Source organism: Proteus sp. TJ1640, from assembly GCF_003144445.1.
Classification (GTDB): domain Bacteria; phylum Pseudomonadota; class Gammaproteobacteria; order Enterobacterales; family Enterobacteriaceae; genus Proteus; species Proteus penneri.
Genome location: NZ_PENY01000021.1, coordinates 300168 through 318270 on the forward strand (window position 1 = coordinate 300168; position 18103 = coordinate 318270).

Below are 18103 nucleotides of genomic sequence, written 5' to 3' on the forward strand. Positions count from 1 at the left end.
GTTCTACTTTAGTAAAGCCACATTTTTAATGTGGCTTTATCATCAATAAATTAAGTTTTTTACACCCACTCTTTTTGGATCAAAAAGTCGCTGTATAACTTTGCTTCAGGGGTATTGGGTTCAGGGGAGTAATCATATTCAAAACGGACTAAAGGTGGCATAGACATTAAAATTGATTCAGTTCTTCCACCACTTTGTAAGCCAAATAATGTCCCTCTATCCCACACTAAATTGAATTCAACATAGCGACCACGGCGATAGAGTTGGAACTGGCGTTCTCGCTCTCCCCAATGCATTGATTTGCGCTTTTCAACAATAGGTAAATAGGCATCAAGATAACCAAGTCCAACGTGTTGGACAAACTCGAAACAGTGGTCAAAATCTGGGGTATTTAAATCATCAAAGAAAAGGCCACCCACACCACGAGGTTCATTGCGGTGTTTAATATAAAAGTAGTCATCACACCATTTTTTATAACGAGGGTAATAATCTTCACTAAAAGGTGTACAAACAGATTTAGCAACTTTATGCCAATGAATAACATCTTCTTCAAATCCATAATAAGGTGTTAAGTCAAAGCCGCCACCAAACCACCACACTGGATCTTCACCTTCTTTTTCAGCAATAAAAAAACGCACATTAGCATGAGAAGTCGGAATATAAGGATTAATAGGGTGAATAACTAATGAAACTCCCATTGCTTGGAAGCGACGCCCTGCTAATTCGGGGCGATGTGCAGAGGCTGATTTCGGTAAAGTGTCGCCATAAACATGTGAAAAATTGACGCCAGCTTGTTCAAAAAGAGCGCCATTAGTTAAAACGCGAGTACGACCACCACCACCTTCTTTTCTTTCCCAAGTATCTTGCTGAAAAGTGCCTTTTTGGTCTATATTTTCAAGAGAGTGACAAATTGTATCTTGTAGAGATAAGAAAAATTCTTTAACGCGATGAATATCAGGTAAACTCATAATAACCTACAGTTTTTATCATATTTATTAAAAATAGAACTTCATATTGTCTATGTTCTCATTTTCAAGTTGATTCATAAACTAAACAAGCGATAATAAATTCAGATTTATATGACTAATAATGGGCAAAGCCATGGAAATACGTGTATTTCGCCAAGATGATTTTGAGGCAATTATTACACTTTGGGAGCGTTGTGATTTGATATCGCCTGATAACGATCCTGAAATTGATATTGAAAGAAAGTTAAACCACTCACCCGATTTATTTTTGATAGCAGAAGTGTCAGGTGAGCTTGTAGGCACTGTGATGGGAGGCTACGATGGTCATCGTGGCTCTTTATACTATTTAGCTGTTCATCCAGACTTTCGAGGAAGAGGCATTGCGAATGCATTGATCTCCCGATTAGAGAAAAAGCTGATTGCGAAAGGATGCCCACAAATTACATTAGTTGTACCAGAAGAAAATGATGCAACAATTTGTATGTTTGAGAAGTTATTGTATGAAGATCAAAATCAAGAAAGCACAACTTATACTAAGCGATTAATTGTTGATCAGGATTTCGATCTTTAATTGTGTTTAAACCCCTGATATCTTTAGGGGTTGTTTCTCTTCCCTTTATACTTATCTCTTTTTCTTTGTTTCTATTCTTACGTTTATACTTCTTATTTTATACGTAAAATCTGATATTGCCTTTTCTGTGGAACAAAATGTTATGTTGATGGTCGTAACTAGGCTTTCTTTTCATGTGGTTATCTAAGATCAAATCAGTATATATTTTGTTATGCTGACTTATTGTAACTGTTTTAGCCTGATGTTTGAGGCAATACAAAGAGTAAGATAAGGTGTGCTTGATACCCTCAATATCTATTTTAATGTGTGATGAAAAAGTTTAACGGAGAAATAAATGATGCCTAAGTTTTGGTTATCCTTGTGTTTAAGCACGAGTGTTTTGCTATTAAGTGGCTGTTCATCCATGGGAGGAATGTCTTTTTCTGCACTAAATCCGATGAATTGGTTTTCAAATGATACGTTAACCGTTTCTGCTAATGGATTAGGAAATATCACCCAATCAACAAAAATAACAGAAAGTGAAATAAAAAATGAGTTAGGTGGTAGCTTCAATTACCGTGAAGGTATGGAGATGCAAGGTAGTGATATTATTGTTGTCGTCCAAGCATTAAAAGATAATAAAGTTCAAGTGGCTTTCTATGGCAAAGAAAAAAGTACCGTTGAGAAAATAGAAGTCTTTGATGACAAGGCAATGACAGATTGGGGTACAACGATAGGTACACCATTTAAAGATATTTATAAGAAAGCATTTGGTGCGTGTAGCAAAGGTCCTAAAGATGAAAAGCAGAGAACCATTTTGTGCCAATCTGCAGAAGCTAAATCGGTAAGTTATGTCTTTAGTGGCCAATGGGATGGCCCCGACGGATTAATGCCACCTGATGAAGTTTTATCAAACTGGACATTAACGCAAATTATTTGGCTTAATAAATCGCTTTAACGCTATTCCTTATAAAACAAGGAATAGTTTATAACTAGACTGTCTGATATTTGTTAAAAGGCAAATATTCAGAAAAAGATATTCGATATAATCAACATCATTTTGGGTGTTTTGATTATTGATTAGGAAAGCAATATGTCCCATGCACAAAGTGGCATTTTAGTCTCACATAGTAAATTTGGTCTTTTTATTGAAGCAATGGTCGTGGGTGAATTAGATGCTCTGCGTGAAGGGTGTCAGAAATTCATGCAATCATTATCTGATTTACAAAAGCAATTTCCTGATGCGTCATTAGGCGCAGTTGTTGCATTTGGCTCTGATCTTTGGAAAAAATTATCAGATGAAAACAGTGCTCCTGAGCTAAAACCTTTTCGCCCATTAGGTAAAGGTTTAGCACCAGCGACACAACGTGATCTCCTTATTCACATTCAATCTATGCGCCATGATGTGAATTTCTCACTCGCTCAAGCTGCTATTGCTGCTTTTGGTGATGCAATCAAAGTTGAAGAAGAAATTCATGGTTTCCGTTGGATAGAAGAGCGCGATTTAAGTGGTTTTATTGATGGTACAGAAAACCCACAAGATGATGAGCGTTATGGTGTTGCGCTAATTAATGATGGTGTTGATGCGGGTGGTAGTTATGTTTTAGTTCAACGTTATGAGCATAACCTAAAAAAATGGGCTCGTTTTAGTGAATCAGATCAAGAGAAAATGATCGGTCGTACTAAAAAAGACAGTGTTGAACTTGATGAATCAGAACGTAATGTGACATCTCACGTTTCTCGTGTTGTGATTGAAGAAGATGGTGAAGAGTTAGCGATTTTACGTCACAGCCTACCTTACGGCACTGCAAGCGGCAAACATGGTTTATATTTCTTAGCTTACTGTGGTCGTTTATATAACATCGAGCAGCAATTATTGAGCATGTTTGGTGAATTAGATGGCAAACATGACGACCTATTACGTATGAGTAAACCTGTAACAGGGAGTTATTACTTCGCACCTTCTTATGAAGTATTAAAAGCACTTTAATTATTATCTAGTGTTAAATACGTTTTATTAATGAAATGCCTGCTTTAAAGCGGGCATTTTTGTCTGAATTTTTTTCACATTAATAGCAATTGATACAAATTTAATAAATTAGCCTGAGTTTTATTCAGTTTTAATAACTTTCAGTTATATCAAATAACAAAAGCTAACTACACTGTTATAAATAAAGCCGATAAAGTAACCATTAGAATAAAACTTACAATGATGGGTACTTTTGATGAAGAAAAATACAATCAAAACCTTTGCATTACAAGCAACCGCAGTATTGTCTTTGGTTGTTAGTAGTTACGCAGGGGCCGCTCAATTACTTAATAGCTCTTATGACATTGCGCGAGAGTTATTCACACAGCTAAATAGTGATTTTAAAACGCAGTGGGATGCACAGCATCCTGATGACAAAGTGACTATCAAACAATCTCATGCAGGTTCTTCTAAGCAAGCACTTGCGATATTGCAAGGGCTACCTGCGGATGTAGTGACCTATAACCAAGTTACAGATGTGCAAATTCTGCATGATAAAGGCAAGCTTATTCCTGCGGATTGGCAACAACGTTTGCCTAACAATAGCTCACCTTATTATTCCACTATGGCGTATTTAGTTCGCAAAGGTAATCCTAAAAATATTACAACATGGGAGGATTTAACCCGCGAAGATGTCAAAGTGGTTTTCCCTAATCCAAAAACATCAGGTAATGGGCGTTATACCTATTTAGCTGCTTGGGGAGCTTTTGAAAAAGCTTATGGTAATGATGCAAAAACCCAAGAAGCAATGAAAAAGTTCCTTAAAAATGTTGAAGTGTTTGATACGGGAGGTCGTGGTGCTACAACCTCTTTTATTGAGCGTGGGCTTGGGGATGTGCTGATCAGTTTTGAATCCGAAGTTAATAATATTCGCCAGCAATATGGTGAAGATGAATATCAAGTTATTGTGCCACCTGTAGATATTCTAGCTGAGTTTCCAGTCGCTTGGATTGATAAAAATGTGCAACGTAATAACACAGAAACATTGGCAAAAGCTTACCTCAATTATTTATACAGTCCTAGAGCACAAGAGATCATCACGCAATTTAACTATCGCGTAAATGATAAAGCAGTCATGGCTCAAAAAGTAGCACAGTTTCCAGCAACATCTTTATTTACCGTTGAAGAGATATTTGGTGATTGGAATAACGTGATGAAAACGCATTTCACAACTGATGGCATGCTTGACAAGTTATTAGTGCAAGGACGTCAATAATGTTTACCACAACCAGTAAGCAGGTATTACCGGGATTTGGATTAAGCTTAGGCGGAACACTATTTTATACCTGCTTGATCTTACTATTACCAATGAGTGCGCTGGTTGTGCAACTTTCTGATATGAGTTGGTCCCAATATTGGGCGGTGATAACACATCCTCAAATTGTGGCTGCGTATAAAGTCACACTATTAGCGGCTGCGGTTGCCAGTATTTTTAATGCTATTTTCGGTATGTTGCTTGCGTGGATCATTACTCGTTACCGTTTTCCGGGTAGACGACTACTTGACGGTTTAATGGATTTACCTTTCGCTTTACCTACGGCTGTTGCTGGCTTGACGCTTGCAACTCTTTTTTCAACACAAGGCTGGTACGGTTTTGTATTGGATAAATTTGATATCAAAGTCATTAATACATGGATTGGCATCGCCGTTGCGATGGCTTTTACCAGTTTACCTTTTGTTGTAAGAACAGTTCAGCCAGTGCTTGAAGAGTTAGGCCCTGAGTATGAAGAAGCGGCTGAAACACTCGGGGCGAGTCGTTGGCAAACTTTTCGTAAGGTTGTATTACCGGAGTTATCGCCGGCGCTAATAGCGGGAACTGCGCTCTCGTTTACGCGCAGTTTAGGTGAGTTTGGCGCTGTGATTTTTATTGCTGGCAATATTGCTTGGCAAACAGAAGTCGTTTCTTTGATGATTTTTATTCGATTGCAAGAATTTGATTATCCTGCGGCAAGTGCTGTGGCTTCCGTGATTTTACTTGTTTCTTTAGTCTTACTGTTTTCAATTAATGGATTACAAAGCCGATTTGGTCAACGGTTGAGGGGGCATTGATGTCAGATATTATGCAACAACGCTCTATCTATCGTCGCCAAATAGATTGGGTAAAGTGGGGATTAATTCTTACAGGCGTTGTGTTATCCATTTTATTTTTAGTTGTGCCGATTGCGTGGATCTTTATGACTGCGTTTTCAAAAGGTGTTGAAATATTTACTGAAAACTTATTAGACAGCGATATGTTACATGCTGTCTGGTTAACGGTATTAATCGCGTTAATCACGGTGCCTGTCAATATGTTGTTTGGTGTCAGTATGGCATGGCTGGTTACTCGCTTTCGTTTTCCGGGGCGACAACTATTAATGACACTCATTGATATCCCTTTTGCGGTATCGCCTGTTGTCGCTGGACTGCTTTATTTACTTTTTTACGGCAGTAATGGCTGGGCTGGTCAATGGTTATCTCAGTTTGATATTCAGCTTATGTTCTCATGGCCGGGAATGGTTTTAGTCACCATATTTGTCACTTGTCCTTTTGTTGTTAGAGAACTGGTGCCGGTGATGATGAGTCAAGGTAGCCAAGAAGATGAAGCCGCGGTGTTATTAGGGGCGAGTGGATGGAAAATGTTTTGGCGTGTGACATTACCAAATATTCGCTGGGCATTGTTATATGGTGTGGTTTTAACCAATGCCAGAGCCATTGGTGAGTTCGGCGCTGTTTCGGTGGTATCTGGTGCTATTCGTGGTGAAACCTATTCACTGCCGTTACAAGTTGAATTGCTGCATCAAGATTACAATACTGTTGGTGCATTTACTGCAGCTGCATTACTCGCGATGATGGCAATTTTTACCTTAATGTTTAAAAGTGCTTTGCAATGGCATTTAGCCCGTCAGCAATGACATCATTATTGACACAAAGTAGAGGCAAAATATGAGTATTGAAATTAATAGTGTCACAAAATATTTTGATCGCACTGAAGTGTTGCATGATGTCACCCTTGATGTCGCTTCAGGTGAAATGGTGGCCCTGTTAGGGCCTTCAGGATCAGGAAAAACAACGCTTTTACGTATTATTGCGGGATTAGAACATCAAACCCAAGGGAAAATCTGTTTTGAAGGACAGGATGTTAGCCAATTGCATGCGAGAGATCGTAAAGTTGGCTTTGTTTTTCAGCACTATGCGCTGTTTCGCCATATGACCGTATTTGAGAATATTGCTTTTGGTTTAACAGTATTACCTCGACGAGAGCGCCCGAACAAAGAAGCTATTCATAAAAAAGTGCAGCAGTTGTTAGAGATGATCCAATTGCCTCATTTAGCGCAACGTTATCCAGCACAATTATCGGGTGGGCAAAAACAGCGGGTGGCTTTAGCTAGGGCTTTGGCTGTAGAGCCTCAAATTTTATTATTAGATGAGCCTTTTGGTGCTTTAGATGCCAAAGTAAGAACAGAATTACGCCGTTGGCTACGTGAATTGCATGAAGAGCTTAAATTTACCAGTGTCTTTGTGACTCATGATCAACAGGAAGCGATGGAAGTTGCTGATCGTATTGTGATTATGGGGAATGGTAAAATAGAGCAAGTAGGGACGCCACAAGAAGTATGGCAATCACCACAAAGCCGCTTTGTTTTAGAATTTCTAGGTGATGTGAATCATCTACAAGGTGAAATTAATGGCGCTCAATTACAGATTGGGGGATATCACTTGCCATTATCGGTGACACCGCTTTATCAAGGTTCAGTCGATGTGTTTTTACGCCCTTGGGAAATAGCATTAAGTACACATGAAAATAGTGTCTGTCGATTACCGGTTAAAGTCATTGAGGTTTCACCTAAAGGACATTATTGGCAATTGATTTTACAACCCATAGGATGGAGTAAAACGCCAATTACGGCAGTATGGAATGAGATTTCTTTAACGCCAACAAAAGGAAACACCTATTATATGGGCGGTGCTCAAGCCCGTTTATATTCGGGCGATACACCCTTAAAAACGGTATCGTTAGCTTATACTGCCTAATTTCATTATTAATCTATCGCTAATTTCACTCTTTTTCACCCATGCTTATTTCTGGCGTGGGTGTTTTGGTTTCTATAAAAGCAAAGAGACTTATCGAATTGCATTAATATTATTGCGTTAATAAGTTAAATATGATTTCTTCATTAATACAGACAAATAAATGAGCAGGGACTTATTGTGGCAGGGTTAGAACAATTTATTGGTAATACACCATTAGTAAAACTACAACGACTTACGCAAGAGGTAGACGCTGAAATCTGGGTTAAACTTGAAGGCAATAATCCTGCAGGTTCAGTTAAAGACAGAGCTGCATTATCGATGATTGAACAAGCGGAATTACGCGGTGAAATAAAACCGGGTGATACGCTGATTGAAGCAACCAGTGGTAATACGGGCATTGCCTTAGCGATGATTGCAGCGGTAAAAGGTTACCGCTTAAAATTGTTAATGCCTGAGAATATGAGTAAAGAGCGTCAAGCTTCTATGCAAGCTTATGGCGCAGAATTGATTTTAGTAAGTCGTGAAGTCGGTATGGAAGGTGCACGAGATCTTGCACAACAAATGGAACAGCAGGGCGAAGGAAAGGTATTAGATCAATTTAATAATCCAGATAACCCAAGAGCCCACTTTTTGTCAACAGGCCCCGAAATTTGGCAACAGACGCAAGGCCGTATTACACATTTTGTGTCAAGTATGGGCACAACAGGCACCATTACAGGTGTAGGTAGTTATTTAAAAACACAATCTGACCAAGTACAAATCATTGGACTTCAGCCAGAAGAAAAAAGCCAAATTCCAGGTATTCGTCGCTGGTCACCCGCTTATTTGCCGGGAATTTTTAAAAAAGAGCTGGTGGATAGTGTGATTGATATGTCTCAAATCGAAGCAGAATCAACGATGCGCCTTTTAGCAAGTCAAGAGGGTATCTTCTGTGGCGTAAGTTCTGGAGGGGCTGTTGCTGGCGCTCTACGCGTTGCAAAAGAAAATCCAGGGGCGGTGATTGTGGCGATTGTTTGTGATAGAGGGGATCGTTATTTGTCGACGGGTGTTTACTCGTCATAATTCAAACTGCAGCGTTACTCGTCATACTTTAAGGTGTAGCGTTGTTGACTGCGTTCATTCGCACTAGGCACATACTTGTGTATGTTCCTAGCGACTTATTTACTTGTCGCCTAGCTACATCTTGAATTATTTAGAGTATTTTGGGTCTTTGGTCTTGGGGTTTTGAATATAAAAAACCGCCACATCTGGGTGGCGGTTTAAATAGAGAACATTACAGAAGATTATTTTTTAATCTGAATAATAACGGTTTCACCAACAGTAACTGGGCCTGTCATTTTGGTTAAACCTTGAATTTCATCCATATTAGAGATAACAACGGGTGTTAAAACTGATTTTGCTTTTTCTTCTAATACAGCTAAGTCAAATTCTAAAATAGTATCACCGACTTTTACTTGCTGACCTTCTTCAGCGATACGTTTAAACCCTTCACCTTTCAGTTCAACAGTGTCGATACCGAAGTGGACAAATAACTCGATACCGTTGTCAGACTCAATAGAGAAAGCATGGTTAGTCTCGAAAATTTTACCGATAGTACCATCGACTGGCGCAACAATTTTATTACCAGCAGGTTTGATAGCAATACCGTCACCTACGATTTTTTCAGCGAAAACAACATCAGGAACTTCTTCGATATTGACGATTTCACCTGAAAGTGGTGCGACAATATCAATCGTGCCACTGCCTTTCTTTTCCTCTGAAACCAGTGATTTTAATTTATCAAACAGACCCATGAATCTTCTCCTAATTATTGTAGTTGGGACCGGGCTCTGGCTAATGCGATTAGCACAGTGTCTTTTCTTTAGTAAAAGTTTCTACTAAGTCCATCAATTCTTTAGCAGTTGGCTGAGCAAGTGCTTGCTCTGCTAGTGCTTTTGCATCATCGTAATTCGCGTTACGAATCACTTTTTTGATGCGAGGAATTGAAATAGCACTCATACTAAACTCATCTAATCCCATGCCGAGAAGGAGCAATGTTGCTCGTTCATCTCCAGCAAGTTCACCACACATTCCAGTCCATTTACCTTCAGCATGTGATGCATCAATTACCTGTTTTATCAGGTTGAGTACTGCAGGTGACATTGGATTATATAGATGAGATATCAGCTCATTTCCACGGTCTACAGCCAGAGTATATTGTGTTAGATCGTTAGTCCCAATACTAAAAAAGTCAACTTCTTTTGCCATATGACGAGCCATCACTGCTGCGGCAGGGGTTTCTACCATCACACCGACTTCAATAGATTCATCAAAAGCTTTCTTTTCTTCACGAAGCTGGCTTTTTAGTATTTCAAGTTCTGCTTTCAATGCACGGATCTCTTCAACAGAGATAATCATTGGAAACATAATGCGTAGTTTACCAAAAGCAGATGCTCTTAAGATAGCACGTAATTGTGGATGAAGGATCTCTTTACGGTCAAGACAAATACGAATTGCACGCCAGCCTAAGAATGGGTTCTCTTCTTTTGGTAGGTTCATGTAAGGTAAGTCTTTATCACCACCAATATCCATAGTACGAATAATGACCGCAGGACTTCCCACTGCTTCGGCTACTGCTTTATAGGCTTGGAATTGTTCCTCTTCTGTTGGTAAAGAGTCTCTATCCATAAATAAGAATTCAGTACGATACAGACCAACACCTTCAGCACCGTTACGTTCAGCACCCGCAACATCTCGAACTGTACCAATATTAGCGCAAACTTCGACTTGATGCCCATCAAGTGTAATAGCAGGTAGGTCTTTAAGTTTTGCCAATTCTTCTTTTTCGTGCAGGTACTCGTCTTTGATTGCTTTTAATGTTTCGAGTTCCTCATCTGATGGATTAATAATGATTTTGTTATTAATCGCATCAAGAACAAGATAATCGTCTTTTTTAATGGTTTGTGTCGCATTAGATGTTCCCACGATAGCTGGAATTTCTAATGAACGAGCCATAATAGAGGTGTGAGATGTTCTACCGCCTAAATCAGTGATAAAACCTAATACGTTGTCTAAGCTTAATTGAGCAGTTTCAGAAGGGGTAAGGTCTGTTGCAACTAAAATAACTTTTTCTGAAATAGCACTTAGATCGATAATTGGCATTTCTAAAATATTGCGCATCAAGCGTTTACCAATATCACGAACGTCAGCCGCACGCTCTTTTAGATATTCGTCATCTAACGCTTCTAATGCAGTTGCTTGATCTTCAATAACTGATTGAACAGCAGCTTCAGCGGTTTTTTTGTCACTTTTGATGAGAGCAACAATTTCTTGTTCTAATTCTTCATCTTCTAGCAACATGATATGACCTTCAAAGATTTCGGCTTTATCCGCACCAAGGTTTTTTTCAGCACGTTCTTTAATAATTTCTAGTTGTTGTGCAGATTTATTACGACCGTCTTTAAAGCGTTCGATTTGATCCTCAATTTCATCACTTTGGATCTTACGTTGGCTAATAATAATTGGTTCTTCTTTGAGGAGAAGGGTCTGACCAAATGCGATACCGGGTGATGCTAAAATTCCTGAAATCATAATTTATCCTACGACTTGCTGGTGATAATCTTAAAAGAATAGGATTGCAAAATACTGTTGTTTTAAAATCATCATTGAAATTAACTCCCCTGAATAGTTTCAGGGGAATAAATACTGTGCTAATAATTAATCGCGAATTATTCTAATTCCGCCATTAATTTTACCAATGCTTCAACGGCTTGTTTTTCATCTTCGCCTTCTGCAGAGATAGTCACAACAGTACCTTGAGTTAAGCCTAACGTTTGTAATTTGAAAAGGCTCTTCGCGCTGGCAGATTTGCCGCTAGAGATAAGCGTGATATCTGAAGAGAATGTTTTGGCTTCTTTTACAAATTGTGCCGCAGGACGAGTATGTAAGCCGTTTGGTGCTGTAATAGTAACTTCTTGCTGGTACATAGGATATTTTCCTTTTATAACTCAATTGTTCACATTAAGTCAGGACTTAGTAAGTGTAGATGAATTTGTCCTGCTTTGCGTAGCAATATCAGATAATATTAAGTCGTAAAGCGTCATCTGATAAAAATAGTGTTCAGAAAGATAAAAGAGTTCGTTTTGTTATCTCGGTTATTTTCTGATTAATTTCGACCTTCGAAATAATTAATTGATTAAATACTAAACTCGAAGAAATAAATCACCTGTCTGGATGACAAACTTTGATCTCTACCACAAAAAAAGCACCATTGAGGTGCTTTTTTAATAAATATTTTACAATTGAGTGATGCGATTTAGCTGTCAGAAATATCAGCAAAAAGTGGTGTACTTAAATAACGCTCACCTGAAGAAGGCAAAATAACCACAATTTCTTTGTTTGCAAATTCGGGCTCTTTTGCAAGTTTTACGGCTGCCGCAATAGCTGCACCTGAAGAAATACCTGCGAGAATACCTTCTTTCGTCATAAGTTCACGAGCAGTATCAAAGGCTTCTTCGTTAGTGATTTGAATAACGCGATCCAGTAACGATAAATCTAGGTTTTCAGGAATAAAACCTGCTCCGATGCCTTGGATTTTATGAGGGCCTGGTTTAATTTCTTCACCAGCTAGAGCTTGAGTTATAACAGGGGAGTCTGCTGGTTCAACCGCAACCATTGTTACTGCTTTACCTTGTGTGTTTTTCAAATAGCGACCAATACCTGTAATAGTACCGCCAGTGCCGACGCCAGCAATAACAGCAGCTACTTCACCATCAGTGTCATTCCAGATTTCAGGGCCTGTGGTTTTTTCATGAATTTCAGGGTTAGCTGGATTACTAAATTGTTGTAGTAAAAGGTAACGGCCAGGATCGCTATCACGAATTTCATTGGCTTTATCGATAGCCCCTTTCATGCCTTTTGCGCCTTCAGTCAGCACTAAATTAGCCCCTAATGCTTTGAGTAATTTACGGCGCTCTACACTCATGGTATCAGGCATTGTCAGTGTTAATTTGTAGCCACGAGCTGCTGCAACATAAGCCAAAGCAATCCCGGTATTACCACTAGTAGGTTCTACAAGCTCAACACCCTCTTTAAGAATACCTTTCTTCTCTGCATCCCAAATCATGTTGGCACCGATACGGCATTTTACACTGAAGCTTGGGTTACGAGATTCCACTTTAGCCAGAATGTTACCATTTCCGAAATGCTTTAAGCGAATTAAAGGAGTGTGCCCAATAGTTTGCGAGTTGTCTTCGAAAATCTTGCTCATTTTTATCCTCGGTACATGATTTTTTATAAGGTCAGATGAAATTACCATACGCCATCAAGCTAAAGATGGAAATAAGCTTTATGAATATACTTATAACTTTTTTATCTTTTTATTCCAAAAGATTCTAATCAAGAGTCAGTGAGACAATTCACAAATTAATAAATCAAGAGATGTGCAGTATATTGATGGCTGATAATCTATTTTTAACTACATTTCTTGCAAATACAGGGGTCATAATGGAAACCATTGAAGAGTTGATTAACGCACTTGAACTCGCTGTACCAGAATTAGATGCGCAAGCTTTGCGTGAAAATTTACCCGAGTCCGATGCTCAAGAAGATGTACTTAATTGGCTATACGAATCGCTCTCTGCTCAAGGATTAATGGATTATGTGGAATGGACAGAATATTTTGGTGATATTCCTGACTTGAAATCGTTAGAACAGATTTCTTTGTCTGAATCACCTAGCGCACTGATTTTATCTCAAGTTGAAAATATTGATTGGGATGAGGTGAGTATTGATCCTTATATGTTGCCTTATGAACTACCTTATCTGGAATATATTAACTACTTTTTGACAGAAAAAGGGTTACGATTGGTCGATCTCACACCGTTTGAAAATGCTTATATTCTCTGCATTCGAGATGATGAAGAGATTATTGAAAAACTAGATGGTGCATTAAATATCTTTGAAATGGGAATTAATGAGCGTGAGCCGATGGATAGAGAAGAAACCAAAGATTATATTCGTTCATTAATTGAGTAGTCTGGCTAATAACAAAATAAGCCAAACCACGCTATTGAAAAAAGTTTAAAATAAAACCCCGCTTACAATTAAATAAAACGGGGTTTTTTGTATTTATCGAGATGTCGCTAAATTAGTTAGGCTTACCACTGCCCATCTTGCACATGCTGTTTACGATAACGATCGCACCACATTGCAGTTGCTCCACAAATTGCGACGGGCATGATGACTAAATTTAGAATAGGGATCATGGTAAAAATATTAATAACCATACCAAATTGAAGATTATTCCATTTGTCCTGTTTGAGTGAGGATTTCATCGCTGAAAATGAAATTTTATGGTTATCAAATGGGAAGTCATTATATTGAATTGCCATCATCCAAGCACCAAAAGCAAACCATAAAATAGGGGCAACGGTTTGTCCGATAGCAGGAATAAAATAGAGTAATAACAAGACAATAGCGCGAGGTAAATAATAAGCTATTTTAGTTAGCTCACGTTTTAAAATACGCGGAACGTCTTTCAATATACCTGTAACTCCTGTATCTGGTGGTGCAATGCCAGTTATTTGGCCTTCTAATTTTTCAGCCAATAACCCATTAAACGGAGAAGCAATAATATTGGCTAAGGTACTAAAGAAATAAGTGAACACTAATAAGATAAAAATAACGGATAATGGCCAGATTAAATAACTCAACCACTGTAACCAATCAGGCACTTTTTCCATCATCCAATTGACCATGCCACCAATTTGACCATATAACCACCAAAAGGCGCTTCCGAGAATAATAATATTGGCTAGTAATGGTAAGATAACAAAACGTTTTAGCCCTTTGCGTGTAATTAAACGCCAACCAAGAGCAAAATAATGAAATCCATTTAAATTTTTATTCGTTTCTGTCAAATTTGTCATACTTCCTATTCTCTCCAATGAGGGCAAGCTAGTATCATATAGGGAGATAATCAGCCTTACTAGTCATGAATTGTCTAAAAAATGTGCATAAGAGATTGATGTGTGTATCTTTGTGACAAGAAAATTAAGTATTGGCTTGCACTTATGAGCATTGGCAAATACTCTTAGTAAAAAGTAATATTTGCCAACGTGGCTATTAAACCTCAAGACAACAGAGATAGAAATGATGCAGCAAAATTTGCGTCTGATATTAATCGTTGTTGGTGCGATTTTAATCATAGCTTTGTTATTACACGGCTTATGGATTGGTCGAAAAGAGCGTTCTAAGCTTTTCCGTAATCGCCCAGTAAAACGTCAGAAACAGAATTATCAGTCAGATGAGAACGATGACGAACCACAATATGCTGAGGCTAGTCATCAGACATCAACTTTATCCTCTACTGAAAAGCGGGAGAGTGAGCCACCGATAAAATCGGCGCCTCTACATGAACCTGAAATTTCAGTGGTAGATAGTGATCCATTAATGTCTGAAACCCAAACAAAAGGGAACTCTCACGATACTTCATTACAGCAAGAGCCCAGCCTTGGTGTTTTTGATGTGATTGAAAAAGAGCCAGCACCTATTGTTAGAGATGAGCCAAAACCAGCTCCTGCGGTTAATGTTGCGAGTGAAATAAAATCACACGTTAATACAGAAAGCCCATCTGCAAATTTTGAGCCTTCAATTTCAGAGACAGCGGCTCATGTGACTCCTGTTGAAACTGAGGTTTCGCATCATGTTCCTGCTGAAGAGTCAATGGCAGAATCGGCTTCGCAAGCGTCAGAAGCAGAGAAAGAGCTAGTTATTGTTCTAAACGTAAGTGCACATCATGGTCAAATGCTGGATGGTGAAGCGTTAATGCAAAGTATCATTCAAGCTGGATTCCAGTTTGGTGAAATGAATATTTTCCATCGTCATCTTAATCCAACAGCTAATGGGCCTGTATTGTTTAGTTTAGCGAATATGGTGAAACCGGGAACATTTAATATTGATACAATGGCGGAATTGACGACACCAGGTGTATCAATGTTTATGATGGTGCCATCTTATGGTGATGCTAACCAAAACTTTAAATTGATGTTACTTACGGCTCAACGTATAGCATCTGATGTAGGTGGTGTTGTGCTGGATGATGAACGCAAACTCTTAACGCCACAAAAAATCGAGCTTTATAAATCTAGAATTCGCAGGACGTTGGATCTAAATCAATAGCTTTATACTCGTCATACTTCAAGTTGCAGCGTTGTTGACTACGTTCATTCGCACTAGTCACATACTGATGAATGCTCCTAGCGATTCATTTACTTGTCGCCTAGCTGCACCTGGAATTATTTAGAGTATATATCTGTAAAAATACCCCCGCTTGCGGGGGTTTTTCTTCTTTGGTGATAATCATGAATAAAAACACCCAACAAAAAATTGATAAACTTCGCGTTACTCTACGTCACCATGAATATCTCTATCATGTCATGGACGCACCTGAAATACCTGATGCTGAATACGATCGCTTAATGAATGAGCTAAAAGCATTAGAAGCTGAATATCCTGAATTAATTACCTCTGATTCGCCTACACAGCGAGTTGGTGCCTTGCCTCTAACTGCATTTGAGCAAGTGAGACATGAAATTCCGATGCTCTCCTTAGATAATGCTTTTGATGAAACAAGCTATCTGGCGTTTGATAAGCGCTTACGTGATCGTTTAAAAAATAGTGAAGAGATTACTTTCTGCTGTGAATTAAAATTGGATGGATTGGCCGTCAGTTTACTTTATGAAAATGGAGTATTAGTACAAGCTGCAACGCGTGGTGATGGTACAACAGGGGAAAATATCACTGAGAATGTAAGAACGATAAAAGCCATTCCATTACGTTTATATGGTGAAAATATTCCTGCTCGTATTGAGATCCGTGGCGAAGTCTTTATGAATGAAAAAGGGTTTGAATATTTAAATGAGGAAGCTCGTCGCACAGGTGGAAAAGTTTTTGCTAACCCTCGTAATGCTGCAGCCGGCTCATTAAGACAGCTTGATCCCCGTATCACAGCAAAACGCCCATTAACCTTTTTCTGTTATGGTGTCGGGGTACTCGAAGGTGGAGAATTACCAACAAGCCATTATGCGCGCCTACAACAGTTTAAAAAATGGGGATTGCCCGTTAGTGATGCTGTTAAACTTTGCACAGGTAGCAAAGCAGTACTTGATTTTTACCATCATGTAGAAGAAATTCGCCCTAACTTAGGCTTTGATATCGATGGTGTCGTTATTAAGGTGGATGATATTGCTCTGCAAGAAGAGCTAGGTTTTGTCTCAAGAGCACCACGTTGGGCTATTGCTTATAAATTTCAAGCTCAAGAGCAAATGACGATTATCAAAGATGTCGAATTTCAAGTTGGGCGTACTGGAGCAATTACCCCTGTTGCTCGTTTAGAGCCGGTACAAGTTGCTGGTGTTGTTGTGAGTAATGCTACATTACACAATGCTGATGAAATTGAACGCTTAGGGATACGCATTGGCGATACGGTGGTTATTCGTCGAGCAGGTGATGTTATTCCTCAGGTTGTTAGTGTGATCGAAGAGAAACGTCCAGCTGATGCACAAGAGATTATTTTTCCAACGCAATGCCCAATTTGCCAATCTGATATAGAACGTATTGAAGGCGAAGCGGTAGCGCGTTGTACAGGAGGATTAATTTGTGGTGCACAACGTAAAGAAGCACTTAAGCATTTTGTTTCTCGTCGTGCGATGGATGTCGATGGTATGGGCGATAAAATTATCGACCAATTGGTTGAAAAAGAGTATGTCAAAACGCCAGCAGATCTTTTTCGTTTAGATGAAAAAATCCTATCTGGTTTAGAGCGAATGGGTGAAAAATCAGCAAAAAAATTGATCACTGCTTTAGACAAGGCTAAATCAACGACATTTGCGCGTTTTATTTATGCTCTCGGAATTAGAGAAGTCGGTGAAGCAACGGCAAGTGGATTAACCGCCCATTTTTCTACGCTTGAAGCATTACGAAATGCGGATGTTGAAGCGCTAAAATTAGTCCCTGATGTAGGCGATATCGTGGCTAAACATGTCGTTAATTTCTTCCAAGAGGAACACAATAGAACGGTTATTGATCAATTGATCAATGATGCTGGTATTACATGGCAAGCACCTATTATTGTGACTCATGAAGTGGGTGAAAATCCTTTTGCAGGTAAAACTGTCGTGTTAACTGGATCACTTTCACAATTAACCCGTGATGAAGCAAAAGACAGATTAGTTGCATTAGGTGCAAAAGTGAGTGGAAGTGTTTCTAAAAAAACTGACATGGTGATTGCGGGTGAAGCGGCTGGCTCTAAGTTAGTGAAAGCTAATGAATTAGGGATAACTGTTATCGATGAAGATGAAATGATACGATTACTTGATCAATCGAAATAATCATTCTACTATTTAATAAATGCTACTGGAAAACCTTCCTAGTAGCATTTTTTACTTAAGCTAAATGTACATTTAATGTTCCTTAAGTAACTTTGAAAATGTGATCAACCTATCTTATTTAATAAATAGTGTGTATATGGTTTCATAGTATTGTGACAAAAATCACATCGTAATG

General features: G+C 38.7%; 17 protein-coding genes. 11 read left to right on the forward strand and 6 right to left on the reverse strand.

Going from position 1 to position 18103, the window contains the following annotated elements; translation table 11 throughout:
* Positions 1–59 precede the first annotated feature (59 nt).
* Positions 60–968: an oxygen-dependent coproporphyrinogen oxidase gene (hemF, locus tag DK861_RS08820; protein WP_109399857.1), complete on the reverse strand. Its 909-nt coding sequence runs from the start codon at positions 966–968 to the stop codon at positions 60–62.
* A gap of 133 nt (positions 969–1101) precedes the next feature.
* On the opposite strand from hemF, the gene DK861_RS08825 reads away from it, so the two are divergent.
* The 8 genes from DK861_RS08825 to cysM all read left to right on the forward strand — a co-directional run bounded on the left by DK861_RS08825 (position 1102) and on the right by cysM (position 8620).
* A complete protein-coding gene (locus tag DK861_RS08825; protein WP_072063231.1) occupies positions 1102–1539 on the forward strand; it encodes a GNAT family acetyltransferase in 438 nt (145 codons plus the stop codon).
* A gap of 334 nt (positions 1540–1873) precedes the next feature.
* On the forward strand, positions 1874–2476 hold the full coding sequence (locus DK861_RS08830; protein ID WP_239452158.1) for an RpoE-regulated lipoprotein: 603 nt from the start codon (positions 1874–1876) through the stop codon (positions 2474–2476).
* 135 nt (positions 2477–2611) lie between these two features.
* A complete protein-coding gene (locus DK861_RS08835; RefSeq protein ID WP_109399858.1) occupies positions 2612–3508 on the forward strand; it encodes a Dyp-type peroxidase in 897 nt (298 codons plus the stop codon).
* Between the two features lie 235 nt (positions 3509–3743).
* Positions 3744–4763, forward strand: coding sequence for a thiosulfate ABC transporter substrate-binding protein CysP (gene cysP / locus DK861_RS08840; protein ID WP_109399859.1), 1020 nt, complete (start codon positions 3744–3746; stop codon positions 4761–4763).
* A complete protein-coding gene (cysT, locus tag DK861_RS08845; RefSeq protein WP_109399860.1) occupies positions 4763–5596 on the forward strand; it encodes a sulfate/thiosulfate ABC transporter permease CysT in 834 nt (277 codons plus the stop codon). Before cysP ends, cysT begins: the two co-directional genes overlap by 1 nt.
* Positions 5596–6438: a sulfate/thiosulfate ABC transporter permease CysW gene (gene cysW / locus DK861_RS08850; RefSeq protein WP_109399861.1), complete on the forward strand. Its 843-nt coding sequence runs from the start codon at positions 5596–5598 to the stop codon at positions 6436–6438. Before cysT ends, cysW begins: the two co-directional genes overlap by 1 nt.
* Before the next feature lie 31 nt (positions 6439–6469).
* On the forward strand, positions 6470–7558 hold the full coding sequence (gene cysA / locus DK861_RS08855; protein WP_109399862.1) for a sulfate/thiosulfate ABC transporter ATP-binding protein CysA: 1089 nt from the start codon (positions 6470–6472) through the stop codon (positions 7556–7558).
* 177 nt (positions 7559–7735) lie between these two features.
* Positions 7736–8620, forward strand: coding sequence for a cysteine synthase CysM (cysM, locus tag DK861_RS08860; RefSeq protein ID WP_109399863.1), 885 nt, complete (start codon positions 7736–7738; stop codon positions 8618–8620).
* Between the two features lie 221 nt (positions 8621–8841).
* Here cysM and crr read toward each other — a convergent pair whose 3' ends face one another.
* From crr to cysK, 4 genes are all read right to left on the reverse strand, one after another.
* Positions 8842–9351 carry a PTS glucose transporter subunit IIA gene (gene crr / locus DK861_RS08865; protein ID WP_006533410.1) on the reverse strand — a complete coding sequence of 170 codons (510 nt, stop codon included), beginning with the start codon at positions 9349–9351 and terminating at the stop codon, positions 8842–8844.
* A gap of 49 nt (positions 9352–9400) precedes the next feature.
* Positions 9401–11128, reverse strand: a complete 1728-nt coding sequence (gene ptsI / locus DK861_RS08870) for a phosphoenolpyruvate-protein phosphotransferase PtsI (protein ID WP_072063226.1) — start codon at positions 11126–11128, stop codon at positions 9401–9403.
* Between the two features lie 137 nt (positions 11129–11265).
* On the reverse strand, positions 11266–11523 hold the full coding sequence (gene ptsH / locus DK861_RS08875) for a phosphocarrier protein Hpr (protein WP_006533407.1): 258 nt from the start codon (positions 11521–11523) through the stop codon (positions 11266–11268).
* Between the two features lie 329 nt (positions 11524–11852).
* On the reverse strand, positions 11853–12806 hold the full coding sequence (gene cysK / locus DK861_RS08880; protein WP_109399864.1) for a cysteine synthase A: 954 nt from the start codon (positions 12804–12806) through the stop codon (positions 11853–11855).
* A 236-nt stretch (positions 12807–13042) separates the two neighbouring features.
* Between cysK and DK861_RS08885 the strand changes: the two genes are divergently transcribed.
* Entirely contained in the window at positions 13043–13573 is a 531-nt protein-coding gene (locus DK861_RS08885) for a hypothetical protein (RefSeq protein ID WP_109399865.1), read from the forward strand.
* 122 nt (positions 13574–13695) lie between these two features.
* Here DK861_RS08885 and cysZ read toward each other — a convergent pair whose 3' ends face one another.
* Positions 13696–14466: a sulfate transporter CysZ gene (gene cysZ / locus DK861_RS08890; protein ID WP_072063223.1), complete on the reverse strand. Its 771-nt coding sequence runs from the start codon at positions 14464–14466 to the stop codon at positions 13696–13698.
* Between the two features lie 223 nt (positions 14467–14689).
* On the opposite strand from cysZ, the gene zipA reads away from it, so the two are divergent.
* Together zipA and ligA are read left to right on the forward strand one after the other, a co-directional pair.
* Positions 14690–15718: a cell division protein ZipA gene (gene zipA, locus DK861_RS08895; RefSeq protein ID WP_006533402.1), complete on the forward strand. Its 1029-nt coding sequence runs from the start codon at positions 14690–14692 to the stop codon at positions 15716–15718.
* 182 nt (positions 15719–15900) lie between these two features.
* Positions 15901–17928 (forward strand): NAD-dependent DNA ligase LigA, encoded by a 2028-nt coding sequence (gene ligA / locus DK861_RS08900; RefSeq protein WP_109399866.1) that lies wholly within the window; start codon positions 15901–15903, stop codon positions 17926–17928.
* The last annotated feature ends 175 nt before the right edge of the window (positions 17929–18103 follow it).